The organism is Amphibacillus marinus (assembly GCF_900110345.1).
Lineage (GTDB): Bacteria > Bacillota > Bacilli > Bacillales > Amphibacillaceae > Amphibacillus_D > Amphibacillus_D marinus.
Map to the genome: position 1 here is coordinate 156,044 of NZ_FODJ01000007.1, position 23,759 is coordinate 179,802.

26 protein-coding genes and 1 pseudogene are annotated in these 23,759 nt (G+C 36.5%); 21 read left to right on the forward strand and 6 right to left on the reverse strand.

The features are described from left to right. The first annotated feature begins 143 nt into the window (after window positions 1-143). From BM000_RS10845 to eutH, 7 genes are all read left to right on the forward strand, one after another. On the forward strand, window positions 144-1,133 hold the full coding sequence (locus BM000_RS10845) for a LytTR family transcriptional regulator DNA-binding domain-containing protein (protein ID WP_091498057.1): 990 nt from the start codon (window positions 144-146) through the stop codon (window positions 1,131-1,133). Between the two features lie 165 nt (window positions 1,134-1,298). Further along, window positions 1,299-2,153 (forward strand): ABC transporter ATP-binding protein, encoded by an 855-nt coding sequence (locus BM000_RS10850; protein WP_091498060.1) that lies wholly within the window; start codon window positions 1,299-1,301, stop codon window positions 2,151-2,153. After that, window positions 2,150-2,896, forward strand: a complete 747-nt coding sequence (locus tag BM000_RS10855) for an ABC transporter permease (RefSeq protein ID WP_091498063.1) — start codon at window positions 2,150-2,152, stop codon at window positions 2,894-2,896. The genes BM000_RS10850 and BM000_RS10855 overlap by 4 nt, the downstream gene beginning before the upstream one ends. Window positions 2,897-3,028: 132 nt before the next feature. Further along, on the forward strand, window positions 3,029-3,538 hold the full coding sequence (locus BM000_RS10860) for a hypothetical protein (RefSeq protein WP_091498066.1): 510 nt from the start codon (window positions 3,029-3,031) through the stop codon (window positions 3,536-3,538). Between the two features lie 333 nt (window positions 3,539-3,871). Beyond that, the gene (locus BM000_RS10865; protein WP_091498069.1) at window positions 3,872-4,204 is read left to right on the forward strand and encodes a YrdB family protein; all 333 of its coding nucleotides are present in this window, start codon (window positions 3,872-3,874) and stop codon (window positions 4,202-4,204) included. A 155-nt stretch (window positions 4,205-4,359) separates the two neighbouring features. Then, the gene (locus tag BM000_RS10870; RefSeq protein ID WP_245751639.1) at window positions 4,360-5,019 is read left to right on the forward strand and encodes a nuclease-related domain-containing protein; all 660 of its coding nucleotides are present in this window, start codon (window positions 4,360-4,362) and stop codon (window positions 5,017-5,019) included. A 509-nt stretch (window positions 5,020-5,528) separates the two neighbouring features. Next, a complete protein-coding gene (gene eutH, locus BM000_RS10875) occupies window positions 5,529-6,596 on the forward strand; it encodes an ethanolamine utilization protein EutH (protein ID WP_091498072.1) in 1,068 nt (355 codons plus the stop codon). Between the two features lie 71 nt (window positions 6,597-6,667). Here the strand turns inward: eutH and BM000_RS16785 are convergent, their stop codons facing one another. Then, the gene (locus tag BM000_RS16785; protein WP_177178279.1) at window positions 6,668-6,811 is read right to left on the reverse strand and encodes a hypothetical protein; all 144 of its coding nucleotides are present in this window, start codon (window positions 6,809-6,811) and stop codon (window positions 6,668-6,670) included. 429 nt (window positions 6,812-7,240) lie between these two features. On the opposite strand from BM000_RS16785, the gene rlmH reads away from it, so the two are divergent. From rlmH to BM000_RS17005, 6 genes and pseudogenes are all read left to right on the forward strand, one after another. Continuing rightward, window positions 7,241-7,720 (forward strand): 23S rRNA (pseudouridine(1915)-N(3))-methyltransferase RlmH, encoded by a 480-nt coding sequence (gene rlmH / locus BM000_RS10880; protein WP_091498074.1) that lies wholly within the window; start codon window positions 7,241-7,243, stop codon window positions 7,718-7,720. 89 nt (window positions 7,721-7,809) lie between these two features. Then, the gene (locus BM000_RS10885; RefSeq protein ID WP_091498077.1) at window positions 7,810-8,913 is read left to right on the forward strand and encodes a phosphoribosyltransferase-like protein; all 1,104 of its coding nucleotides are present in this window, start codon (window positions 7,810-7,812) and stop codon (window positions 8,911-8,913) included. Between the two features lie 16 nt (window positions 8,914-8,929). Continuing rightward, on the forward strand, window positions 8,930-9,235 hold the full coding sequence (locus BM000_RS10890; RefSeq protein ID WP_091498081.1) for a hypothetical protein: 306 nt from the start codon (window positions 8,930-8,932) through the stop codon (window positions 9,233-9,235). A gap of 193 nt (window positions 9,236-9,428) precedes the next feature. After that, window positions 9,429-10,451: a reverse transcriptase family protein gene (locus BM000_RS10895; protein WP_091498082.1), complete on the forward strand. Its 1,023-nt coding sequence runs from the start codon at window positions 9,429-9,431 to the stop codon at window positions 10,449-10,451. A gap of 417 nt (window positions 10,452-10,868) precedes the next feature. Further along, window positions 10,869-11,615, forward strand: coding sequence for a helix-turn-helix domain-containing protein (locus BM000_RS10900; RefSeq protein ID WP_091498086.1), 747 nt, complete (start codon window positions 10,869-10,871; stop codon window positions 11,613-11,615). Window positions 11,616-11,834: 219 nt separating this feature from the next. After that, a pseudogene (locus BM000_RS17005) lies at window positions 11,835-11,974 on the forward strand (IS256 family transposase); the annotation flags it as partial. A gap of 287 nt (window positions 11,975-12,261) precedes the next feature. Here the strand turns inward: BM000_RS17005 and BM000_RS10905 are convergent. Continuing rightward, window positions 12,262-13,287 (reverse strand): Gfo/Idh/MocA family protein, encoded by a 1,026-nt coding sequence (locus BM000_RS10905; protein ID WP_245751638.1) that lies wholly within the window; start codon window positions 13,285-13,287, stop codon window positions 12,262-12,264. A gap of 110 nt (window positions 13,288-13,397) precedes the next feature. Beyond that, window positions 13,398-14,147, reverse strand: coding sequence for a sugar phosphate isomerase/epimerase family protein (locus BM000_RS10910; protein WP_091498088.1), 750 nt, complete (start codon window positions 14,145-14,147; stop codon window positions 13,398-13,400). A 332-nt stretch (window positions 14,148-14,479) separates the two neighbouring features. Here BM000_RS10910 and BM000_RS10915 point away from each other — a divergent pair, with 332 nt between their 5' ends. After that, complete coding sequence (locus BM000_RS10915) at window positions 14,480-15,040, forward strand: helix-turn-helix domain-containing protein (protein ID WP_091498091.1); 561 nt, start codon at window positions 14,480-14,482, stop codon at window positions 15,038-15,040. Window positions 15,041-15,173: 133 nt separating this feature from the next. Beyond that, window positions 15,174-15,530, forward strand: coding sequence for a cupin domain-containing protein (locus BM000_RS10920; protein WP_091498094.1), 357 nt, complete (start codon window positions 15,174-15,176; stop codon window positions 15,528-15,530). Window positions 15,531-15,956: 426 nt separating this feature from the next. Here BM000_RS10920 and BM000_RS10925 read toward each other — a convergent pair whose 3' ends face one another. Next, window positions 15,957-17,162, reverse strand: coding sequence for a spr1629 family repressor/antitoxin (locus BM000_RS10925; protein WP_091498096.1), 1,206 nt, complete (start codon window positions 17,160-17,162; stop codon window positions 15,957-15,959). A 27-nt stretch (window positions 17,163-17,189) separates the two neighbouring features. Then, window positions 17,190-17,936 (reverse strand): spr1630 family ClpXP-sensitive toxin, encoded by a 747-nt coding sequence (locus BM000_RS10930; protein ID WP_091498099.1) that lies wholly within the window; start codon window positions 17,934-17,936, stop codon window positions 17,190-17,192. A gap of 393 nt (window positions 17,937-18,329) precedes the next feature. Between BM000_RS10930 and BM000_RS10935 the strand changes: the two genes are divergently transcribed. From BM000_RS10935 to BM000_RS10960, 6 genes are all read left to right on the forward strand, one after another. Then, a complete protein-coding gene (locus tag BM000_RS10935) occupies window positions 18,330-18,701 on the forward strand; it encodes a DUF956 family protein (RefSeq protein ID WP_091498143.1) in 372 nt (123 codons plus the stop codon). A 71-nt stretch (window positions 18,702-18,772) separates the two neighbouring features. Next, the gene (locus BM000_RS10940; RefSeq protein ID WP_091498102.1) at window positions 18,773-19,750 is read left to right on the forward strand and encodes a mannose/fructose/sorbose PTS transporter subunit IIA; all 978 of its coding nucleotides are present in this window, start codon (window positions 18,773-18,775) and stop codon (window positions 19,748-19,750) included. 24 nt (window positions 19,751-19,774) lie between these two features. Next, a complete protein-coding gene (locus BM000_RS10945) occupies window positions 19,775-20,581 on the forward strand; it encodes a PTS mannose/fructose/sorbose transporter subunit IIC (RefSeq protein WP_091498105.1) in 807 nt (268 codons plus the stop codon). Window positions 20,582-20,599: 18 nt separating this feature from the next. After that, window positions 20,600-21,511 carry a PTS system mannose/fructose/sorbose family transporter subunit IID gene (locus BM000_RS10950; RefSeq protein WP_091498107.1) on the forward strand — a complete coding sequence of 304 codons (912 nt, stop codon included), beginning with the start codon at window positions 20,600-20,602 and terminating at the stop codon, window positions 21,509-21,511. A gap of 217 nt (window positions 21,512-21,728) precedes the next feature. Beyond that, a complete protein-coding gene (locus BM000_RS10955; protein ID WP_091498110.1) occupies window positions 21,729-22,157 on the forward strand; it encodes a hypothetical protein in 429 nt (142 codons plus the stop codon). A gap of 128 nt (window positions 22,158-22,285) precedes the next feature. Next, window positions 22,286-23,233 (forward strand): hypothetical protein, encoded by a 948-nt coding sequence (locus BM000_RS10960; protein WP_091498113.1) that lies wholly within the window; start codon window positions 22,286-22,288, stop codon window positions 23,231-23,233. 345 nt (window positions 23,234-23,578) lie between these two features. On the opposite strand, the gene BM000_RS16925 is transcribed toward BM000_RS10960, so the two are convergent. Next, the coding region (locus tag BM000_RS16925; protein ID WP_218144099.1) for a hypothetical protein at window positions 23,579-23,759 on the reverse strand (181 nt) is incomplete at its 5' end.

The following is a 23,759-nucleotide window of genomic DNA, read 5'->3' on the forward strand; positions in this document are numbered from 1 at the left end:
CTTTTTAGTTAAAAACAACACAGCAGCCACTTTTTTATCAATGAGGTCTATTAAATAACGGAATGCATAATCATTTTACGCCTACCAAATGCTAAATTGGGTGTTATACTTAGAGCATAAATACAAAAAGAAAGTGTGGCGCTATGGAATTACTGACTTTTGAGCGAATTATGAAACAAGTAAATAATCGAACCCTGTTAAAAGATTTTCAGTTAGTCATAACTGAAGCGGCGCAAATAGGGATCAAGCTGTCTAAAGAAGAGAGTGCAATGATGCTGGACCTTATTCAGGAAAAACAGCTTCCTTCAAGTGGTCGTATCATTAAGCAAACAGAAGCTATTTTCATTGACCGCCAGGATGATGGACTTTATCACGAGATGAGCGTGCATGGTTATTTAAGTTTTTTTCAAAAGATTGCTGGTTATAGAGAACCGCTTGAGCAGGAGATGGCGGGCTTTTCGTTGTCCGATGTTTGGCAAACAAAAATTGATCAGCTCACCAATGAGCAAAAAAAACGAGTTAGCCTGTTTCGGATGTTTTTGTTCTCACCAAAGCTTGTCATTATTGAAAACCCACTGAGCAATAGCTCAGATGAGGGAATCGAGCTTTATCTAAGAGCACTTGAGCGCTACCGAGAAAAAAAGATTGCTGTCGTCGTGACGTCTAATTATATTGAGGACCTTCTCCTGCTCAGTGATGATATTTATCGTTACGACAGCATGGCCGGTCTTGAAAAAACAGATTTAGCCAATGATTCTGATCAGCTTGTGGAAAGTTCCGCTTCCAGCAAACCAGTAAATGTCTTCAAAGTTTCAAGCAAAGTAGCGGATAAAACAATTTTCTTTAGCCCTGATGAAATTGATTTCATTGAAAGTATTAACAGCGTCAGTTATATTCGAATTGGTGACGAGCAGTTTCCAACAGATTTAACGCTGAATCAGCTAGAAGAGCGTTTAATTAAATTCGGGTTTTTTAGATGTCATCGCTCCTACCTTGTTAATTTACAGCGTGTTTCGGAATTAATTAGCTACTCGAAAAATAGCTATACGCTAATTTTGAAAGGACAGAAGCAAGTTAAGCTCCCCCTTTCCAGAGGTCGAATAGAGGATATGAAGCAATTAATTGAATTTTAACGTACCAATGGGGGTGGAATACGTACATTTCAGCCTCTTTTTCCTACGATCGGGCAGATTGGTGGTACTGTTCGACGGTATTTTAAGTCATTTTCGCTTTTCTTCTCTACAATTTATGTTAGTGGGACATACGTGCCGCGGAGTAACGTAAAGGAGAGAATAGAAATGAACAGAAACATTGTTATTCAAGCCAATCAGCTTGCGAAAACGTATAACAACGAGTCTGCTCTAAAGGGACTTAGCTTTACTGTCAGGGAAGGTGAAATATTTGGGTTTCTTGGTCCGTCAGGATCGGGGAAAACGACCACAATCAAAATTTTAACTGGACAATTAGGCCAGTCATCGGGATCAGCGATGGTACTTGGTCAGCCGGTCGAGCAAATCGATCAACGCATTTATGAGCAGGTCGGGATTGTTACCGACAATAGTGGCTTATATGAGCGTATGACGGTATACAGCAATTTAAAGATATTTGCTGGTATTCTTGGGATTAAAAAAGCCCATATTGATCGGCTATTAAAAAGGGTTGGTTTATTCGAACATAAAGACAAGCTGGCTAGCAAGCTTTCAAAAGGAATGGCACAACGCTTAGTTCTCGCTCGAGCCTTGTTACACGAACCTAAAGTCTTATTTCTTGATGAGCCGACGAGTGGTTTGGACCCGAGTACCGCTGAAGCTGTTCATAAACTACTCATTGAGTTAAAAGAAGCGGGTACAGCAATTTTCCTCACCACGCATAACATGGATGAAGCGACCAAGCTATGTGATCACGTTGCCCTACTTAATGAGGGGGTTATTGTCGAGCATGGTCCACCTAAAGCAGTTTGCCTTAAGTACCACCAGCATAAGAGCTATCACATTTTGCTAAGTAATCAGAATGAGCTAACCTTGCCTCACTCAGATGAAACGACTGAAAAAATCCATCATTGGCTAAAAAGCGATCAGCTTGTTGCGATTCATTCAGGTGAACCAACGCTAGAGGAAGTATTCATTGAGTTAACAGGGAGGGAATTGTTATGAGCCTGTCACTAAGAAAAATAAAAGCCATTACAGGTATGAAATTCCAGACGATACTGAGTAATACGAGCATTATGCTAGGACCAATTCTTTCAATTGGCTTTGTCATTGCGATGCGTAACCTCATGCCAGAGGTTGATGTCAATGAAGAAGGTGTTATCTTCTCGACCAATGCGTTTATTTTAAGCTTTGGACTTGTCTTTAACATTGCGATTTCAGGCATTTCAATGAGTAGTGGTCCACTAGCAGAGGAAAAGGAAAAGAACACGCTCAGAGTGTTAATGACATCTTCAGTAAGTGGACTTGACTATTTAATTGGAACGCTCATCCCACCATTATTCTTGCTGATACCTGTCAATATCCTGATCATACCGATTAGCGGCACTTCCTTTAGTGACGTCCAGTTCGGTAGCTTTTTAATCATGACAACGATAGCAAGTTTAATTAGTTTGCTAATTGGTTATATTATCGGTATTTATACAAAGGATCAAACGCAAACATCACTTTTTACCATGCCAGTCACACTTTTACTGACCTCCGTACCTGCAGTTAAGCAATTTCAAGCTGGATTAGCAAGGTATTTAGATTATTCTTATACAGGTGTGTTAACAAACTTCACTGCTGGGGTTTTTTCAGAGGGCGGTTATCAATGGAACCTCATAGATAGTAGTGTATTGGCAGCATGGCTTGCCATTTCTTTAGCGCTGTTTATTTATGCCTATCGAAAAAATGGCATAGATGGTTAACAAAAAGCTAGGCACATAAAACGTGTCTAGCTTTAATTTTCAAATGTTATGATTACCCTATTTTTTATCCTGTTATGCTAAACTAGTTATAAAGCAGTGATGCACCGGTCAATATCAATTGGAGGCGCTACAATGAAATTAATTAGACAGGTCACAATCGCCGTTATTATGCTTGTCAGCTTAGTATACAGCCTCGCTGTTTGGTGGTTGAATTTATTCTTTACAATCAGAACCGCAATTCCGCTCATTACCCTAGCCGCTATCCTGATCACACTAATTATAACGCGACGTAACGCTCAACGAGCAAAATTGAGCTGGCTTGTCCCAGGCGTTGTTACACTCATTTTGACAATAAACATTACCGTACTAAGCTATAACCACTATTTCACGAGTTTTACCCCAAATAAATGGCATCACCATGAAGCTTATCGGGCCATGATGGTTGATGACCTTATCGCTTCCTACCAGCTCGACACAATGACTCAGTCTGAAATCATTGATTTATTAGGTGAGCCAACATTTTCACAGTTAGCTGACTCATTTTATTACCTAGGAAATAAAAGTGCGATTCTCTTCCTGGAATGGTTAACAATTACCTATCAAGATGATCAGGTAATTGAATATCGTGTTTTTGTTGATTAATGAGAGACAGGATGATGCTACAACAACCTATCTGAAGCTACCGACAGCAATGATTGGAACATGATTAATGGCCAGTGTATGACAAGGCAACCACAATAACCAAGTTTATCTGGTTAGATTTATCGCTTAATAACTGAAAAGCCTGCAGAAGCTTTGAATATACAATGGAAAGGCAAGCTGAAAGAGGGATTTACTAGTGATTTACCGGCCTTCAGTTCAACGATAAGCAGGTTTGACTTAAGCTCTAGCACCATTAGCATCCTTGATGTAAAGGACTAAGTATTTTAATAGTATAATGGCTAAGTGGGGTTATAAAAGACTGGAGGTTTAGATTTGGAGATAGTAAGAAATTTAAACAACGGTATTCGTTTCCTACTTGAAGTTATTAGTGTTTTAGCAATTGGTTATTGGGGCTTTCACTATAAGGAGATTGGTTATTGGCGAATTATCTTAGGGATCAGTACGCCGCTTATCGTAATATTAGTATGGAGCAGATGGGGGGCACCAATGTCAGATCATCGCCTGGATGGCTTTGCAAAGCTTGCTTTAGAATTAGGAGTTTTTGGTTTTGCAATCGTATGTTTATCTTTTAGCCAGCAGTCCAAGCTGGCAATTGCCTTAGCTATTGTTGTTGTTTTAAATACAGTTTTGGTTTATTTGTTGTAGGAAATTTGCTAATAAAACATTATATTACATATTTTCAAGTGATAAAACCTACTTCTATTAGACTAATTATGATAAAATAATTAATAAATTAGAAAAAATTAGTTGAAATGGAGTTGAGTTAATTGGGGATTATCCTCATTTTTTTTATGTTTGGAATGGGCGCATTCTTCTTAATAAAATATTTTGAGTTTAACAGTTCAAATTATCGCATTGCTAGTGGGAATGGTTTTCTAAGGACCGTATTCGATAAAGGTAATTACGGAGAGTTTTTGATATTTATTAAACTTGAAAGCCTAAAGGGTCACAAGTATATCATGAGTAACCTATACATTCCCAAAGCTGATGGTACAACAACAGAAGTTGATTTGCTTATGCTATCTGAAACTGGTATCTATGTTTTTGAATCCAAGAACTATAGTGGCTGGATTTTTGGAAATGAGCGAAATAGATATTGGACGCAATCACTACCAAACAGGCAAAAAAACAGATTCTTTAATCCCGTATGGCAGAATAAAGGCCATATAAGCGCTTTAAGCAACTTTGTTCGCATCAATCAAGAGCACTTCTATAAGTCATATATCATTTTTAGCGAGAGGTGCACACTTAAGAAAATTAAGATAAATTCTCCCAAAGTCAAGGTTATCAAGCGGGATAGCCTGCTCAAGCAGATAAAGAATGATATCGCAACATCACCTAAATTACTGAACCTTCAGCAAATCGATGCTATTTATAGAAAACTAAAAGCCTGTAGTCAGGCGGATGACACCATTAAGCGGACCCATGTCGAGCAAGTCAGAATTAAGCAAAATCGCTAAACCCTATTAATGCGTTCAGAAATAATCTAACGCCTTTTAAAAAAAGGAAGAGTGAAGCGCTTTAAGCTTGCTTTAGCGGCAAATTCCTTTCAAATCTATCCCATGCTACAATGTCATCATTTAATCCATTTTAATTAGCTACCTAGCTTTGCTAATTGTCTAGATGATCTTTCGTATTCATTTTAAAAATAAGAGTGGCGATTATTAGTAACTGTAACCATACTTTACATATCACTATACCGCTGCGCAATTTTATTTAACAATCTGTATTTGTATAATTTTCTATAAGACTTTTCTATGTTTAATTTCCAGCTAATAGCGGGCAAGTGATCTCACTGCTGAAGGTTACTCTAGAGAATCGAATTCTGTAGCTTGGATATTGTTAATCATGATAAACTATTAGAAAAGATAGCCTAGAGTTGCTCATCTTGCGCTCTATGCGCCTATCACCTCTTTAGCTTACATTAAGAGGGCTTTTGAAATAAAATTGAACGTGTGGGGAAGAAAATATGAATGATTTAATTATGCAACTACTTGCAATCTTTCTAGTAATAGGTGCTTTAGATTTAAGCATTGGCAATCGCTTCGGGTTGGGTGAGGCTTTTAAAAAGGGTGTTTTCAGTATGGGCCCACTGGCCTTGGCGATGATCGGCATTATTACGTTGTCACCAATTATTGCTGAGCTACTGATTCCGGTTATTACCCCGATCTATACTGCAATCGGCGCTGACCCAGCTTCTTTTGCTAATACGCTACTCGCGATCGACATGGGTGGCTACGTGCTCGCTGAATCGTTGGCGCTCTCACCTGAGGGGGCTTTATTTGCTTGGGTCTTTCTCGGTACGATGCTTGGTCCGACGATTGTTTTTACCATCCCTGTTGCATTGGGCATTATTGAACAGGAAGATCATGATATTTTTGCCAAAGGGATCTTAATTGGCTTGAGCACGGTGCCGTTAGGCTGCTTTACTGGTGGACTTCTTGCAGGGTTTGATCTCACCTTTGTACTGCTTAATTTGATAATACCTGTCCTTTTCTCAATCATTATTATTATTGGCTTATACATAAGACCAAGGCTGTTAATCAAGTGTTTTATTGGCTTTGGTAAGGTAATTATGTTCATTGGTGTTCTTGGACTCGCACTTGCGGGGACAGAACTTTTAACGGGGGTTCAGCTCATGAAGGATCTTATTCCTTATGGGGACGGGCTCAGAATTGTTGGTACGATTGCTATGGTTTTAGCTGGTGCCTATCCATTGGTCACCTTTATTACAAAATTATTAGACAAGCCATTAATGCGGCTAAGCAAGCATATGGCAGTGGATCAAGCTGCGGTTGTTGGGTTTATCTCATGCTTCGCCCATTCCATTCCCGCCTTTGTCTTAGTCAAGGATATGACACCACGTGGCAAGCTCGTCATTATGGCCTTTTCGGTTAGTGGTGCGTTTGTTATTGGTGGTCACCTTGGCTTTGTAGCGGAGGTTAATCCGGCCATGGTGGTTTATATGATTGCTGGCAAGCTAGTTGCTGGATTTAGTGCAGCGCTTATTGCTTTTTTTGTGAGGGTGACTAATTAGTTTGTAGCATTGAGTGCTATTAACTGTTAAAGGAATGAACAAAGGGTGGACATTGCTGCCCACTCCTTTGTTTATTTTTTGTGTTTTAATCCTCCAGCCTCGCGAGCTGTTATATCACCTTGGCCAGCATTAACATCTTTTTGAATCTCTTGTTTTACTTTTTCTGGGTTTGTTTTGGATACTGGTGCGTTTGGATCATTCTTAGGCTGCTGCATCAAACCCCTCCTTTCTAAATTCTTATACAATCATATTATTTACAAAATAGCTTTTAATATAAGTGGTTGAACTAAGGGTGTGCTTATTTAATTAAATTGGAATAATACGGTTAAATAGTGGCGAGAAGGAGATTTAACGAATTGGTTCTTGAGCTAAGAACGGTGCTTTATTTTTGATCTTACCCTAATCATTCTGCGTACTACTTTTGTAGAGTAACTGAGGTGACCTTATTTGCTTGGCTGTTGATAATTATTGTTGGTATTGTGTGAACAACAGGTTTACACAACTATAATTTTAGAAATAGAAAAGTGAAAGGAAGTCGCTAATTAATTCAATTAGTGACAATAGCTTGAAAATTAATGGAGCGTACTTATGATCTATACATTATGATAAAATAGTAGGTATAAACGAACATTAAGGGGTTAACTATGCAAATTACCATTATTAGTGTCGGCAAACTAAAGGAAAAATACTTAAAGCTGGGCATTGAGGAATATACCAAACGTCTACGCACCTATGCCAACCTCAATCTCATCGAAGTCCCAGATGAAAAAGCACCCGAAAACTTAAGCCCAGCCCAAATGGAAGACATTAAAAACAAAGAAGGCGAGCGGATTTTAGCCAAAATAGCAGCAGATACGCATGTGATTACCCTCGAAATTAAAGGTAAACAACTAAGCTCAGAGCAGCTTGCTAAAGAGCTTGATCAGCTTGCTACTCACGGCAAAAGTAAAATTGCTTTTGTAATAGGTGGTTCACTAGGATTAAGTGGATCCGTGCTGCAACGAAGCAATTTTGCTTTGTCTTTTTCAAAGATGACCTTACCGCATCAGTTAATGCGTTTGGTTTTAGTTGAGCAGGTGTATCGGAGTTTTCGGATTAATCGGAGGGAACCTTATCATAAGTGAATTGGATTTTTTTAGAATAAATTTAGTTAGCCACTAAACGCTTCCTATGAAAAATATTATTTAAATAAATATACTTGGAGAAATGAAATATGTTTAAGCGATTTAATAAATTAAATGAAGTAGTTCATCTATGGGATTTAGATAAGAAGAACAAAAATGATAAAATACAAATATTGAAAATATGGATGGAAAATCTTTCTGAGGATGAATTTGGTATTTTATTAGATATATGCAGTAATTTTAATTACTACTCTGAAAAATTAACAGCACAGGTATATAAAAAATTATATGAAAATAATATTTCGAAACCGGATGATGTGGAAATTTTTTTAAGTCAATCATTATTTTTTCCATTAAGAAAAAAAGATAGGATTGAATCAGCTGTTGATATGTTTTCAAGTTTTAGACTAGTAAATAATATTGACGCTAATCGAACTAAAATAATCTGTCCAGCTGATTATCTTATAAATTATAATTCTAATTATCATAATTTAAAAAAGTTGGTTGAAGAAAACGATCTAACAGATAAAAACGATAATGAAAGAATACAGAATTTAAATCAGCAATTAATAAATATTAAAAATGAAACAATATCTAAAAAAATAGAAAAAAAAATTATTAACTTAAAGAAGGGAAAAAACAATAGGGAACAACGCTTAAATAAGAGAGTTGAGTTGTTTAATGAAAATTACTTTTCGGTTAAAAATATGATAATTATTGATGACTTTATTGGTACTGGTGATTCAGTTGTTTCTTTTTTGAAAAAGATTGGTAAATCTTTAAAAGAAAATGACATTAATATAAAAATTAATTTATGGGTTATTGAAGCAAGCAAGCAAGGATTGGAAGCTATAGAGGATATAGTAACTAAATTTGAGCTAGACATGTCTATTAGTTATTATAAAGAATCTATAGATGTTCTAGTAGAGGAAAAATTATTTCCTACCCAGAACATAAGAGACGTTCAGGAAATAATTAGGGGTATAAATAAAAGGAATAATTTAAAACCAAGTAGGTATTGTAGGAATCATGCAATAGCTTCATTTGTGAATGCACCAAATAATAACTTAACATTACTTTCAGAAAATAGTTTTACTTGGAATGCTCTATTCCCAAGAACTAAAAGAAATAAGGAGGAGAGAATAATTAGCCGTACTGAATTAAAAGAAGCTTATGATTTTTTGAGAAAATAAGAGAGGGTTGAGTAATTTGAAATTTTCATCTTTAAAAAAAAATATAGTTCTATTAATTATAAAAGATCATAACATGGCGGGTATTATTGATATTATTAAAGAATATTTAAATGTAACAGCTGAGCAAGTATTCCATATAATTGATTATTTAGTTAGATCAAAATTGGTTGTATTTGAAGATGGTAAACTAGTGATTACTCTTGAGGGATATAGTAGTTTATCTTATGCAAAACTGAGTAATATTACAATTGAAAGCATGAGTGAAATTAAATATATAGTAAATGAAGCTTCTTTAGAGAATTATATTCCAAAAAAATTATAAAGGAGGTATAATATTTGATGGTGACTAGACTTTTAGCAAGTGCTAATCGAAGTAAGTGTGTACTTAATTCTTACTTCAATATCAATGATAATTCTGCAAAAAGCGCAGAATCATCATTCACCTTTAAATTAAGAATTAAAACCTTAAGAGCTTCTTAATTTGAAGGTGAAGTAGTCACTATTAAATATAAGCTATGTTAAACAAAGTAATAAATAATATTAGATTAAGTGATATAGAAGAGGTAGAGAAAAGAGAACTTATCCATTACTCTGAACAGTTATATTCTAAAAATTGTCCTATTATTTTTGACGTCAATCAGTTACTGTTACTTTTTGAAATAGAATCTGATGATTTAGAGAATTTTGTATTGAATAATACTCTTCATTACTTTGTAAAGAAAAGAAATGGAGAAATGCGGGAAGTATGGAAGCCTAACTATAAGTTAAAGGCTATTCAAAAGTGGATACTCAATAATATACTATATAATATTAAAGTTTCACCCCATTCGCATGGATTTGTAAAGAAAAAATCAATTTTAACAAATGCTCAAGTACATTTACACGAGGATCCATTTTGGGTGTTTTCTACAGATATCAAAGATTTTTTCCCATCTATTAAACAAAATGAAATTAAGAGTATTTTTATGGAAATTGGCTATTCAAAACCTGTGAGTGAGGTATTTTGCTTATTAACAACTGTTAATCAAAAGTTAGTTCAGGGGTTCCCAACAAGCCCATATATTTCAAATATTTTTTTTCGTAATATTGATGAGAAATTTCGAGAAATTGAATACAAATACAGTATTAGGTACTCAAGGTATGCTGACGATATAACTTTTTCAGGTATTCAAAAAAAGGGGTATCTTACATTAGTAAATAAATTAAAACAAATTATAAGTAATACACTTAGTAAGTATAACTTAACTATTAATGAGAAGAAGACTAGACTAATGAAGGATAAGCATACAAAAATTGTAACAGGTTTAGTTCTTACATCAAAAGGAGTAAGAGTCCCACAGAAATACATTCGAAAAATTAACAAAGAAATTTATTATTGTGAGAGATTCGGGGTAAACGAACATTTGAAATATCATGGATTAATAACTAGAGCTAATTATAGAGGGTATCTAATCGGATTAGCGAGATTCATATATATGGTCGATTCAATTAAGGGAGCCGAGTTATTAAAGAAAATAGAAGACTTAGATTGGAATTAGGTTAGATTAACTAGAAATTAATAAAAACTCTCCCTTAAATGCACTACGGAGAACCAACGCTCTGATAAATAAATTAAAGAAAATTCTATATAAAAACCAACAATCTGTTGATAACGTCAAGTCACTATTTCCAAAACAACAAGTGATTCCAGTATCAGAATCAGACTTGCCATTTTAAGTTCAAGAATAAAACCTAATACTTAACAATATCCTTATTTAGATATACCACGGAGAACCTTATTATAAGTAAATGAGGTTTTTTATCTAAAAGAAAACATGGAGACGCTTCTTGTGTTGCATTTGCTAGAAGGATATTACTCATATCTAACATAGAAAGTAGATTCTATGTTGTTTTTATTGTATTATTGTAATACGATTGAAGTGAATGTATTACAATAATACAAGGGGGAGAATCGAGTGCAGAATAAATTAAAAGTATTTAAAGAAAACCATAGCTTTACAAAGGAAGAAATCCAACAGCAATTTGATGATTTTGTAAAGTGGAATTACTATGAGGCTGATGATGAAATTGAAGAAACCCATAAACAAAATATGTTGAACCTATTTGATAAATTTAAAAGAACACTTGATACTACTCACTTACCTAAAATTACTGATGATTGGTGGTTTTATGATTTTCATATAGACAATGATGGAGTAAAATTAAATTTAAATTTTTGTGATGAATTTGAGATTGAAAGTGAAATTGATGGGATTTGGAGTATGACTTCTACTGAAAGTTTAACGCTATTAGATGTTAAGTGTGATTATTTACATGTTAAAGAATTTGCCAAAGTTTATAATGTGACTGACACGACGGTTAGGCAGTGGATTAGACGTGGAAAAGTCCGAACAGCAAGGAAGTTAGGGAGAGATTGGCTGATACCTTCGATTACTCGAAAGCCAAAACGTGGTTTTACAAATGTTACTTATGGGTGGAGATACCTACCTGAAGATATTCAAGAAAGGTTTCCATTCTTAATAGGTCACAATGCATTGTATATATTTCAAAATGAAGAAGATAAATTATTGTATGATATTATTCTTGGTTTTCCAGGAGAGCTAAACAGAGCTAAGATAATCTTATCCACTGCAGATAGGGAAAGTTTAGAATTGGCTTTCATTGGCAGTGGTTTTATAGATGGTGTGGAAGAGCTATCATAATTTATTAATTTTTGTTTATAACCTTCACAGTAAGTAATAAGAGCATTTTGGGATAACAAATCATGAGTTTATAAAGTGTTTTTTGTAAATGAAAATTTATAGTAAAAGGAAGACTTTTCTGAATAGAATTAAGTCACAACAACAAATTCTAGAAAAGAAGTCTTCCCTATAAACCAGTTTACAACAGGATTAGTCGATGCTCTAGTACAAAAACAAGAGGTGCTTAAGGTTTTCGATAGCGCTTATAGAATGCCTTAAATGCTGTGTTAGCTACAGAGTTATCCGCTTTTCTTGACTGTGAAAAATATGACCTAATCGGCTTTAATTCGGGTAATTCAAAAGAAAGCTCTTATGCTCGGGGCACTCCAATAAAGCTTTTTCACAAAAGGCACTTGATTTTTAACCCATAATTTTTTGTAACTAAAACTAATTGAATAACTAGTAGTACTAAGCAAATTAAAAAATATACTTAAAGTCTTTAAAGCAATATATCCTGCTGTGATAGTTGTTGCTTGTGATGTACAAGAGGAAAAAAGTATTTTAATAATTGGTGCATCTTCAATAGATTTTTAAATTAATTCTGATCTGATAGAACAGCCTCTACCATCCAAATTATTCTAAATTAAAACCCTCTGCTTCATAGAAATCACTTTTCGACTAGTAACCCCTCTTTATCAAAATACATCGTAATTTGATCCCTTGCCGATCGATAACACGCTTCTAAAAGAGAGATCGTTTTCAAATTATCATCACGACTATTTAAAGCGGTTTCATTATTTTCAATCAATGCCATTAGTTCCTCTAGGCCTCTGTATGTCGTTTCGGACTTTTCTATTTTTCCACTAGTTGAAGGTTGCCAAACGTTCACTGGACCTTTCTCCCCTTTTTGGTATAAAGCGACCTCGTTATACTTGGCTACCACAGTCCCTTTCTCTCCGACAACAAGGAGCTCTGTTCTTGGGAATGCCGAAGATAAGCATTGAGAATAAGAAACAGCAACCCCATTTTGGAATAAAATTTGTACTAAGGAATCTGTATCTCCCTTACAATCAATCGCTGGGGAAGAGAATGTTTGGCAAACTAAGCTTTTTGCTTCACTTCCTAAAAGCCACCTAAACCCATCCAACCAGTGGACACCCATGACTGATAAGGCATTTCTCTCACATGTCGTTCTCCAGCCTCTGTCTTGTCGGAAATGAAAATCTTGAAAATGAACAGAAGAAACAGCACCAATTTCATTCTTTTCGATCATCTTTTTAACAAAATCAAACGGATAATGTTCTCTAAAATTTTGATTAATACAAATCGGAACGTTATGCTTGCGTGCAGTTTCTGTAATTTCTTTTGCTTCTTCATACGTTTCACTAAATGGCTTCTCACAAAAAATCGGAATTCCTGCCTCAATCAAAGGGATAATGACTTGCTTACGAATGATTGATGGTGTACAAACAATCGCAATATCTATTGTGCTTTCTTGAATAAATGCTTGTAAATCTGTAAAATGTTGCGGAATTTCGTACTTATCTGCTCTTTCACGCAACACGTCTTCATTTGGGTCACAGATAGCTGTTACGTTGACACGATCCTGGTGCTTCTTTAACCCATCTAAGTGCATATTCGTAACGTTTCCAGCTCCAACAATTCCAATACGATACTGTTTTTCATTCGTCACTTCTATATCCTCCTAGGATCAAATAATTTTATCGTGTTTCTTCCACCCTTAAACTATTTCAAAAAAACTGACATTTGCCTCTTTTTATAGTTTACTATTTTCACAGGTTGTTAGACTAGCCGATTATTCATATACGTAAAGCAATCCTTCATCCCTTTTGTCAGGTCACCGCCACTTTCTTCATCTGCTGAAACCCAACCTTGATAGTCAATTTGTTTGATCGCTTGAAACACAGGTTTGAAATCTATTTCCCCTTCTCCTAGCACCTTCCAATCTCCATCACCAAAATCTTTCAAGTGAAAATTATCGATGACTTCTTTGAAACTAGTAATGACTTCGGCAATGTCTTTCACCTCAGATTTATAGAGATGAGCCGTATCCACCGTCAACTTCACACTGTCCGCTTTCACCTCGTCAAAAAAAACATCAAAATCTTCTCGGTGCATCACGGGTTGGTCATAATGATGATGAAGGGACAATTGAATGCCAAATTGCTCACGTGCTTCCGTCCCTAATACGGATAATATTCTGGCGTACGAAGCAATCTCTTCATTCGTTACACCTTTACGTGACACGCCGTGGCAAAAGACGATCCTTTCGACCCCGACTTGTTGAGCAAAAGTAAATAGCGAGCGCAATGCTGCTTGATTTTGCTCGTCTAGCCTGCCTGCCGCAATCAACGCCGATGCTATCCCATCTAAGTACCCCCACTTACGTAAAAAAGCATTGGGATCATTAACATAAGCCGCATATTGAGCCGGCTTTAATTGTAGCCCTTCATACCCTATGGAACGGAATTGCTGAAAAAGATTCTCTTGTTCTTCGTCTGTTTTTGTCGGACTTGAAAAAGCAAATTTCATTGACTATCCATCCTCCTTGAACATTCCCTTGTCGTCCATACTTAAAAGTTGATTCTCTTCTCACACTAGTATATCTTAATTCAACTTTGTTGAATAGTCAACCTAACATTTCAACTCTTTTTTTGAGAATAGATCGGTTATTTTAGTTATTATCAGAGCTAATAAACGATCACTAGCTTTTAAAATGTTCATTTACTTTGTAAGTCAACTTATTTTTTTATCCTCCATTTCCTCTTTCATTCAACATCATCGAATATAATGATACTAGTGCTTTCTTTTTCCGTTCTATCGATTTATAATAAAAGCATTGAATTAAGAAAGGATCAGGGCAGATGACAATTGGAAAACAACTTGGTTCACGCATTCGTATTATTCGTAAACAACAGAATCGCACATTAGAAGAGATCGCTAAGTACTGTGGTTTTACAAAAAGTCTATTATCTAAAATTGAAAATGGGGTAACGACACCGCCCATTTCTACCTTAATGAAAATTGCACAAGCATTGGGCGTCACGGTTTCAGATTTACTTGAGGAAAATAAAATAGACGGCACAGTCTATACGCCATCAGAATCCTATTTAGATGAAAGCCGATGGATTCAAACAGAAAAGGGCTATTCCTTTTACGCTTTCGGTGCTAGCCGACAAGATAAAATCATGCAACCATACTATTTTGTCGCTAAAAAAGGCGAAATTAAAAGTCACTCCCTTTCCCATGACGGAGAGGAATTTCTGTTCATCTTAGCAGGAGAAATGAAGTATCGTGTATCGAATACAGAATACACGCTTACCCCTGGTGATACCCTTTACTTTTCATCGTTGGAGAAACACACATTAACACCGCTCACAGATGAAGTTCGCTATGTAGCCGTATTCGCAGTTAAACCCGAGTGATTCCTTACATCCTCGGTTTTTTTGTGCCGTCATCCTGCTATGAAGTTGATCGTAATGAAAAATAACTTGTAATATTCAACTTTGTTGAATTATAATAAAACATATAGTTATCTAATCTTAGGAGGGAAATCATATGGCTACAATTTCAAATGTACATGATGAAAAACATATTCTTGATATGGATTGGGGAAAGATACAATGGCTTATCGGAAAGGAAATTGATCCTGATTGTGAAATGACATTTGGTATGGTTTATATCGATGCAGGTACTTCCAACCCTAGACATCGACACCCAAATTGCGAGGAATTAATATTTGTACTATCTGGAGAATGCGACCATTCCCTTGGTGAAGAATCCTATCACCTCAAACCCGGCATGATGATCCGAATTCCAAGAGACGTCCCGCATCAAGCAATAGTAACAAGCTGGGAACCTTGTCGCATGTTAATCATCTATTCTTCCCCCGATCGACAAACAATTGGTGAATAATAAACGACTGAAAGGTATTACCGCTGTCTGCAGCAAATATATACTGAAGTTCATAACGATTTAAAATATAGGGAAGTGAGAAAGTAATTGTGAAGTCATCGTGGTTATAGTCTTTAATGCTGAGTTTAACAGTTATATGTTTGGTGATGCCAGTGCACGTGAACAAGGCTTTCATCGCCATTCGCCGTTTATACAGTAGGCTTTCAAGGCGTCCAAGCCTTCATTGCAACCCATCATGTCGGGATCGATGTGATAAAAAACACCTAATGAGAATGCGCCCTCAATAGGTGTTGCTAGAAAAGCTATACCTGCCAGCTGATGTGGTCTGCTTTATGCTTCCACTAAAATTATTAGCTCAGTTGTAATATTAAATAAGGCCAAAGAGCCTATTGCGATACCCTTTAGACAGGGACGTAAACTCGGTGTTTACTCACTAACACCAGCTGATGATAAGTCAGTAACATTAACTATGTCGAAATCCTGCTTATTGGCTATATATTGATTAAAAAACTTCAGATCAATACCTGTTATTCTGTATAGAAAGTCAATTTCCACCATCCAATCATTTTCAATCATTTGCCGCATATCAATCATGCCTTTTTGGGCAACCAGGTCAATTATTGTTTTCATTTTTTGTGGCTTTTGTAAGGGCAATGTTTCGTCTAAAGGCTCTCTTTTTAAGTATCCTTTTCGATGAAGTGCTGCATAAAAATTGCGATGGTTTTTGGTATCTAATACACCTAAATTTGCTGCACGATACCCTAAGACTTGAAGAGATGTTTTCCATTTCTTTTTTAAATCTAAATATGCATCAGGATTTGTTACACGGATGACGGTTTGCATATCATCTAAAAAAGATTCTTCGGGTAAAAGAAAGGTACCTGCAAACTGGTTAGCTTCCTTCTCAATTTCTTTATATTCTTTCCGGTCTAAACTAGTAAATTCAACTCGATAATGAAGTAATAAATGTCCAAGCTCATGCGCAAGGTCAAAATTTCTACGAACTGATGAACGCTTCAGATCACTTAATATAATAAAAGGTCGATCTTGATTAGTCCATAGACTATAAGCGTCAACCTCATTTTCGATTGCCTTTTCAAAAATGAACACACCACTTTTTTCAATTAAAAACATAAGGTTATCGTTTGTGTCATCACTAAGCCCTAGTTCTTGTCGTGCAAACATGGCTACATTGTTTATTAGGGTTTGTCTATCACCGGTATCAGCTGTGTTTAAGTAATCAATTACTTTATCTCTCAATTGAATAATCTTTAATGTAGGATAAGTTAATTTAGTTGTTATATAGTTAATAAAGCTATCAAGAAATTCAATATGCTTTGCTTCCGCTTGTGTTTTTGAAATGACATGCATTACTTTAGAACGATAAGCAATATTCATAACTGGAATATTTTTTGGTTCAGAGTAACGATTAAGTACATCTTTTTTATAAAAATATTTACTTTTCACATTGAAAATAGATTTTAAATCATTAACAATCATCATTTTTGGTGATGTGTAATTATTCTCGTATTGCCAAACTGCCTGTTCTGTTACATTTAACATATCAGAGAGCTGTTTTCGTGAATATCCATGCATTAAACGAAGGTTGGTTAAATTCTCACCAATGAACATAGTGCTCCCCCTTATTTAAATAAAAGCTTACTTACTTTCTTCACCCTCAAAGATTCCTATATCAAATGCTGTAGGATCAATTATATCACTTTCTTGATCTGGAGCAATAACTTCTCGTTCTTCATCAGTTAACTCTGAACCAGATATATATTCTGAAAGATCCTGTATCTTATACGCTATATTATCCTCTGGATTAGGCAAATAATGCATTATATTAGAAATTTGAAAAGCATCATCAATTTTATAGGTAAGAATATGAAATTCATTATATTCTGTTCGTAGATGTTCAAGATCATCTTTTACTTGTTGTTCTGTTACAAACAATGAGAGTTGCTCATTTTGTTCAATAGAATTTTCATGGTTTTGCGGAATGTTTTCAAATTTAATGTTTTGATTAATTTTAGAGAGTTCATGAAGATAAGTACGGCGGCTTCCTCGACTTCTATTTTTATTAGGTAATACTGCCTGTGAAAAGCCTTTTTCATTAAAATAGGCTGCATTCTTAATAAGAAAAAGTTTTTTTGTATCACCATGAGTAAATTGTAAATAATCCCATGTTAATCCTGCCTTAGCCTTCTTGTAAGATAAATTAAGTTCTCCACTGATATCAGCAAGTCTACTTTCAATAAAATTCCCCTTAGTCCATGCAAATGAAGAACTAATTTTCATATTACGATGCCGATCTTTACGATGTTCAATGTAATCACGGTAACCTTCTACAATTGCATCGACAATCACTTTACTATCAGTTGCATCAAACTTATATTGCTCCAAATCTATCACTCCCTAAAAAGTTATCTTAATTTCATTTTAATTCAAACAGAGTGATAAAGGAATGATTTTTTCTATTTTTTTTAAAGTTAACATGATTAAATGTTATTTTTTTATAGTTTAATGAGATGCTTGTGGTTATGTTATATATGTCGTTTAATAATAAATTACTTTCCTATCAAATATTACGGAGCGCCTTACGATAAATAAATGGATGCATGCCAAAAAAGATCATCATAGTAAGGTCTTTAAACTTCCCCCAATGCAAAATACTATTAATTTTTCTATAAAACTAAACGACAAGCGTAAACCCCCTATCCAAACGAATTAGGGGTTTATTTTTTTATACTAGTGGTAAAAGATGTATAACCAATGAATTTAACGGAGGTGAATGATGTGGTTCAATCTATTAATACAAAAGTTGATTTAGTAATAAAGGCAACCTCACATATTAGAATCTCTGATTATGGTCAAATCATGATTGGGGACAAAGGGTTTGAATTTTATAATAACCGTGATGCGCGTAAGTTTATTCAGATTCCATGGGAGGAGGTTGATTTTGTCATTGCGTCTGTCTTATTTAAAGGAAAGTGGATTCCTCGTTATGCGATTCAAACTAAAAGCAGTGGTACGTATACCTTCTCTTCTAAAGATCCTAAGAAAGTCTTCCGAGCAATCAGAGCATATGTTGACCCAAACAGAATGGTGAAATCATTAAGTTTCTTTGATATTATTAAACGTCGCTTTATGCGTACAACGAAATGTTGATTTTTCTTACTCATTTCTTAAGCTGAGCTCAAAATTATTTTAAATCTAGCAAATCTAAAGGAGGTAAACAGATGGTTGGAATTATTATTGCCAGTCACGGTGAATTTGCCGAGGGCATCTTGCAATCTGGGGAAATGATCTTCGGTAAACAGGAACAGGTTGAAGCTGTTACGTTGATGCCTAGTGAAGGGCCTGAGGATATTAAGGCAAAGATGGAGAGGGCAGTTGCCTCTTTTGAAAACAATGCTGAAGTATTATTTTTGGTCGATTTATGGGGTGGGACACCGTTCAATCAAGCTAACAGTCTAGTAGAAAAGCATAAGGATAAGTGGGCGATTGTTTCAGGTGTAAACCTTGCGATGCTAATTGAGAGTTACTCGGCACGGATGTCGATGGACACAGCTCATGAAGTGGCTGCCCAGATTATCGGCACCGCTCAAGAGGCGGTCAAGGTAAAGCCGGAAGCATTAATGCCTGAAGCTCCCGAGACTGCAACTGAAGAGTCATCAAGTGCTGGTTCTCCAGGTGAATTTAAATATGTACTCATCCGTATTGATACCCGCTTGCTTCATGGACAAGTCGCCACTGCATGGACCAAAAGCACCTCACCTACCCGGATTATTGTTGTATCTGATGAAGTTGCCAAGGATGATCTTCGTAAAAACTTGATCAAACAAGCTGCCCCGTCAGGCGTGAAAGCCCACGTTGTTCCAATTAAAAAAATGATCGAACTAGCGAAAGATGATCAGCATTTTGGCGGTCAACGGGCGATGCTGCTGTTTGAGAATCCACAGGATGTCCTGCGCGTCGTAGAAGGTGGAGCGTCACTAGAGACGATCAACGTTGGTTCGATGGCACACTCTACTGGCAAGGTTCAACCGAATAAAGTATTGGCATTTAACCAAAAAGATGTGGATACTTTTCATAAATTACAAGAGCATGGGGTTACCTTTGATGTGCGTAAAGTGCCTGGTGATGCAAAAGGTAATATGAAAGAGATCCTTAGAAGAGCACAAGCAGAGTTGGACAAACAGAAGAAGGAAAACTGATGACGTTAAAAGGAGGATTTATTGATGGATTTAAATATGATTCAAATCATACTGGTCATTGTTGTCGCATTTTTGGCTGGGATCGAGGGGATCCTAGATGAATTTCAATTTCATCAACCAATTATTGCGTGTACATTAATCGGCTTAGTTACTGGAACGCTTGTACCTTGTCTCATCTTAGGTGGTACACTACAAATGATCGCCTTAGGTTGGGCAAATATTGGTGCTGCCGTTGCGCCGGATGCTGCTTTGGCATCAGTTGCGTCTGCCATTATTCTTGTTTTAAGTGGGCAAGGTGAAGCGGGTGTGTCTTCGGCGATTGCACTTGCTGTACCGCTCGCTGTTGCCGGATTATTATTAACAATCATTGTCCGGACTTTAGCAACGGCGATTGCCCATTTGATGGATGCTGCTGCTAAAGAAGGCGATATTAGAAAAATTGAAATCTGGCACGTGATTGCGATCTGTTTACAAGGGTTACGCATTGCTATTCCAGCTAGCTTAATTGTCGCCATTGGTGCAGAGCCTGTTCGAGAATTATTACAAGCGATGCCTGATTGGTTGACTGACGGCTTAGCAATTGGCGGGGGCATGGTTGTTGCAGTTGGTTATGCAATGGTCATTAACATGATGGCTACTAAAGAGGTCTGGCCGTTCTTTGCCATTGGTTTCGTATTAGCAACTATTCCTTCGATCACGCTGTTAGGGCTAGGTGGTATTGGTGTAGCACTTGCTCTTATCTATTTAGCACTTACAAAACAAGGTGGCTCAGGTGGTGGCGGAAATGGCAACACGGGCGATCCGTTGGGCGATATTATTGAAGATTATTAACAAGGAGGAGAACATAGCATGGCCAAAGAAATGAAGTTAACCAGAAGAGACCGGATTGCTATTTGGTGGCGTTCCACCTTTATTCAAGGCTCTTGGAACTATGAGCGGATGCAAAACGGCGGCTGGGCTTACTCAATGATTCCCGCTATTAAGCGTTTATATCAGTCAAAAGAAGATCGCGCAGCTGCTTTGCAACGCCATTTAGAATTTTTTAATACGCATCCTTATGTTGCGTCGCCAATTCTCGGTGTAACACTTGCACTTGAAGAAGAACGCGCAAGTGGGGCATCCGTTGAGAATAAGGTGATCCAAGGGGTTAAGGTTGGGATGATGGGTCCATTGGCAGGGATTGGTGATCCAATTTTCTGGTTTACCGTTCGACCGATCCTCGGTGCCTTAGCGGCTTCACTGGCGATGACAGGGAGCATCCTTGGGCCAATCATTTATTTTGTCCTCTGGAATGTGATTCGGATGGGGTTCAAGTGGTATACACAAGAATTTGGTTACAAAGCGGGTTCCAAGATTACCGACGATTTATCTGGTGGTTTACTGCAGGATATTACGAAAGGTGCATCTATACTCGGTATGTTCATTCTTGGCTCCCTGGTTAATCGTTGGGTAGACGTGTCCTTTACGCCAACGGTATCTGAGGTGCAGCTAGACGAAGGGGCTTACATTGATTGGGAAAGCCTCCCTTCAGGTTCGGAAGGAATTAGATCAGCGCTTCAGCAACAGGAAGCAGGCCTGTCGTTAACCGAATATGAAGTCACGACCTTACAGGATAACCTCGACAGCTTAATTCCTGGTTTAACAGGGTTGTTAATTACCCTGCTTTGTATGTGGTTACTTAGAAAAAAGGTTTCACCAATCGTTATGATTCTTGGCTTATTCGGGTTGGGGATAGTCTTTCATGTGATTGGGTTGATGTAGGAAGTACGTAAAATAATAGTACTTGGAGATATTGAGCTAGAAACATTTTTTCGTGCTATTTGCTTTCTATAATGTAAGTAATCGGCTGGTTTTTATCCAAAGTTAAATTGGATTCAAGCCAGCCGTTTTTCTTGTTGTTCGTTATAAAAAAATACTGCCGATATTCCTCAAAAAGGATTATAATAAGCCTAAATAGCTACAAATATGGAGGTTGGGAATGAAGTATTTTCTAAAACTAAACGTAACGGGTTTGATATTAGCCATACTATTATTTATATCTGCAACAATAATGTTAAATGTCTATCGAATTAACAGGTTATTTGGAATTAATATTGAACGCGTTAATTTAATTGCCCTTGTTTCTTTTGCTGCGGTGGCTCTGACTGTGCCTTTTTTATTAAGGGCCTTATTAAAGCGGATGCCTAAAGCTAGAAGGCGGCTATTTGATTACGTTCTAACTATGATCTGGTTTCCTTATTTTAAAATCATAGAGGGGGTATTTTATTATTTCTTCCCTATTGAATATAGAGGTGATTTGCCAGCGCCAGTTTTAGGCTTGGCCCTTTTATTAGCGTTCATCTTGTATCCTCTTTACATAGGTATTATCATTTATTTGCAAAAAAATAAACCATTAATTGTACAGTGATTTGCAAGTCTAACCTTCTCTGATCCTATCGTCCTATGCTAAACTGTTTATAACTAAGAAAGAAGGATCGCTAATTAAAATTTATACAACTAGCGTGATGAAATGCCTAAGTGGGAGGATAGAAGAAAATGACGAGCAAATGGACGATGAAGGATACTTTAATAGGTAGAACGAGATCTGTTATTATTCTGACAGTACTTTTAACAATGGCAATTATAAGAATTGTTAATCAGCTATTGACTCATGAGGTTGTTCAAGAAAATGGAATGGTGACAACTTTCCATTTTTCCCTTGGGATTTATGGACTGGTATTTGCGATCCCGGCTGGATTAATCAGTATTCTAATTGTAAAGTTCTTCGTAAACATTAAAAAAGATAAGACAAATGCTATCCAAGGTGATCGGACATTTAAGTGGTACAGTATTTATGGTACAATCTGTGGCTTTATTATTCTGATGCCACTAATTGATTTGCTTCGTACATATACTGCGGAAATGCTAGTCACAAATGTCTGGGAAGGCTTCCAAATGCTTGGAATACTGTTTATGCCAATTATCATTGCGATAGTTTTTGCTAGATTAATTAATTACGTTCTGATTCAAATTACTAATACAAATGGATACTTAATCGAGCAGATAAAGGCAGGCCATTATCACAGTGACCTCCCTAATGATGAGGTGAAAAGTAAAGTAATTAAGCTCTTGGAAACAGGGCGTGTGTCCACAATTAAGGGCGGACTCGTCTTACTAAGGGTGCGTAATGCCATCCTTACGGTTGGTGGTGGTATTTTATTTGCGTTGTTCTTTCTTTTCCGCATGGCTGCCCCAAAAATGGAAGGGACTAACCCAGCTATTGGGGGGGATTATAGTCAGAGTAATATACATAATGCCAGAAGGCGCCTAAAGGATCAAGCTTATTATAATGCTGAGCAAAAGCGGAAGCAAGCCGATCACTCAAGAAGAAGGTATATTAGCCAAGCCAATTATAATGCTAAATATTCCAAAAGGGAATGGGATCAAGCTGTCAGGGACGAACGGGCCTATAAGAAGGCTAAACGAGATGCAGATTTGTTGTAGTTGATTAACGCTAACGAGACCATTAAAGGCACTTATTCTCAAAAACATAAGAACTCAACTTTTGATTTGCAATTTTTATCTTTATTTAACTAAGGTTATAACTATAAGTCTCAAATGTTTTTTTTAGAAGAAGCTGGGACATAACTAAATATTGAAACAGGGTATCCGAACATTCTGATTAAGCGTAGGTAAGATACGTAGACTCCTGTGGGAACAGCACGAGCTGAGGATCCACTGTGTGAAGTGTCTTTCTTCACACAGTTAGCCGAAGCCGTGCCCACGGAAAGCGAAGTGTTTTACCGAAGCGCCATATGCTTTCAGACATAATGTTCGGATTTTCCTTATCTAATTAAGCTTTTGTCTCAGCCCCTTTTTTACTTCACTAGCAAGTGAGTTTCCCAAGAAAGAGGAAGCGCTAGGGTGCAGCGTGCCACCCCAACCCTTACCGACCATATAAATATGGTCTATATGTTTTAAGTTAGTGTAAGTATATTTACGAATATGCCAATCGCATATATAATACAAA

Bases quoted from the DNA above. Each gene is read 5' to 3' on its own strand.
- BM000_RS10860 (WP_091498066.1), top strand. From the start codon at position 3,029: ATGAAATTAATTAGACAGGTCACAATCGCCGTTATTATGCTTGTCAGC.
- BM000_RS10950 (WP_091498107.1), top strand. From the start codon at position 20,600: ATGGCCAAAGAAATGAAGTTAACCAGAAGAGACCGGATTGCTATTTGG.
- eutH (WP_091498072.1), top strand. From the start codon at position 5,529: ATGAATGATTTAATTATGCAACTACTTGCAATCTTTCTAGTAATAGGT.
- BM000_RS10915 (WP_091498091.1), top strand. From the start codon at position 14,480: ATGACAATTGGAAAACAACTTGGTTCACGCATTCGTATTATTCGTAAA.
- BM000_RS10885 (WP_091498077.1), top strand. From the start codon at position 7,810: ATGTTTAAGCGATTTAATAAATTAAATGAAGTAGTTCATCTATGGGAT.
- BM000_RS10955 (WP_091498110.1), top strand. From the start codon at position 21,729: ATGAAGTATTTTCTAAAACTAAACGTAACGGGTTTGATATTAGCCATA.
- BM000_RS10845 (WP_091498057.1), top strand. From the start codon at position 144: ATGGAATTACTGACTTTTGAGCGAATTATGAAACAAGTAAATAATCGA.
- BM000_RS10960 (WP_091498113.1), top strand. From the start codon at position 22,286: ATGACGAGCAAATGGACGATGAAGGATACTTTAATAGGTAGAACGAGA.
- BM000_RS10870 (WP_245751639.1), top strand. From the start codon at position 4,360: ATGGGCGCATTCTTCTTAATAAAATATTTTGAGTTTAACAGTTCAAAT.
- BM000_RS10920 (WP_091498094.1), top strand. From the start codon at position 15,174: ATGGCTACAATTTCAAATGTACATGATGAAAAACATATTCTTGATATG.
- rlmH (WP_091498074.1), top strand. From the start codon at position 7,241: ATGCAAATTACCATTATTAGTGTCGGCAAACTAAAGGAAAAATACTTA.
- BM000_RS10895 (WP_091498082.1), top strand. From the start codon at position 9,429: ATGTTAAACAAAGTAATAAATAATATTAGATTAAGTGATATAGAAGAG.
- BM000_RS10855 (WP_091498063.1), top strand. From the start codon at position 2,150: ATGAGCCTGTCACTAAGAAAAATAAAAGCCATTACAGGTATGAAATTC.
- BM000_RS16785 (WP_177178279.1), bottom strand. From the start codon at position 6,811: ATGCAGCAGCCTAAGAATGATCCAAACGCACCAGTATCCAAAACAAAC.
- BM000_RS10940 (WP_091498102.1), top strand. From the start codon at position 18,773: ATGGTTGGAATTATTATTGCCAGTCACGGTGAATTTGCCGAGGGCATC.
- BM000_RS10945 (WP_091498105.1), top strand. From the start codon at position 19,775: ATGGATTTAAATATGATTCAAATCATACTGGTCATTGTTGTCGCATTT.
- BM000_RS10910 (WP_091498088.1), bottom strand. From the start codon at position 14,147: ATGAAATTTGCTTTTTCAAGTCCGACAAAAACAGACGAAGAACAAGAG.
- BM000_RS10850 (WP_091498060.1), top strand. From the start codon at position 1,299: ATGAACAGAAACATTGTTATTCAAGCCAATCAGCTTGCGAAAACGTAT.
- BM000_RS10925 (WP_091498096.1), bottom strand. From the start codon at position 17,162: ATGTTCATTGGTGAGAATTTAACCAACCTTCGTTTAATGCATGGATAT.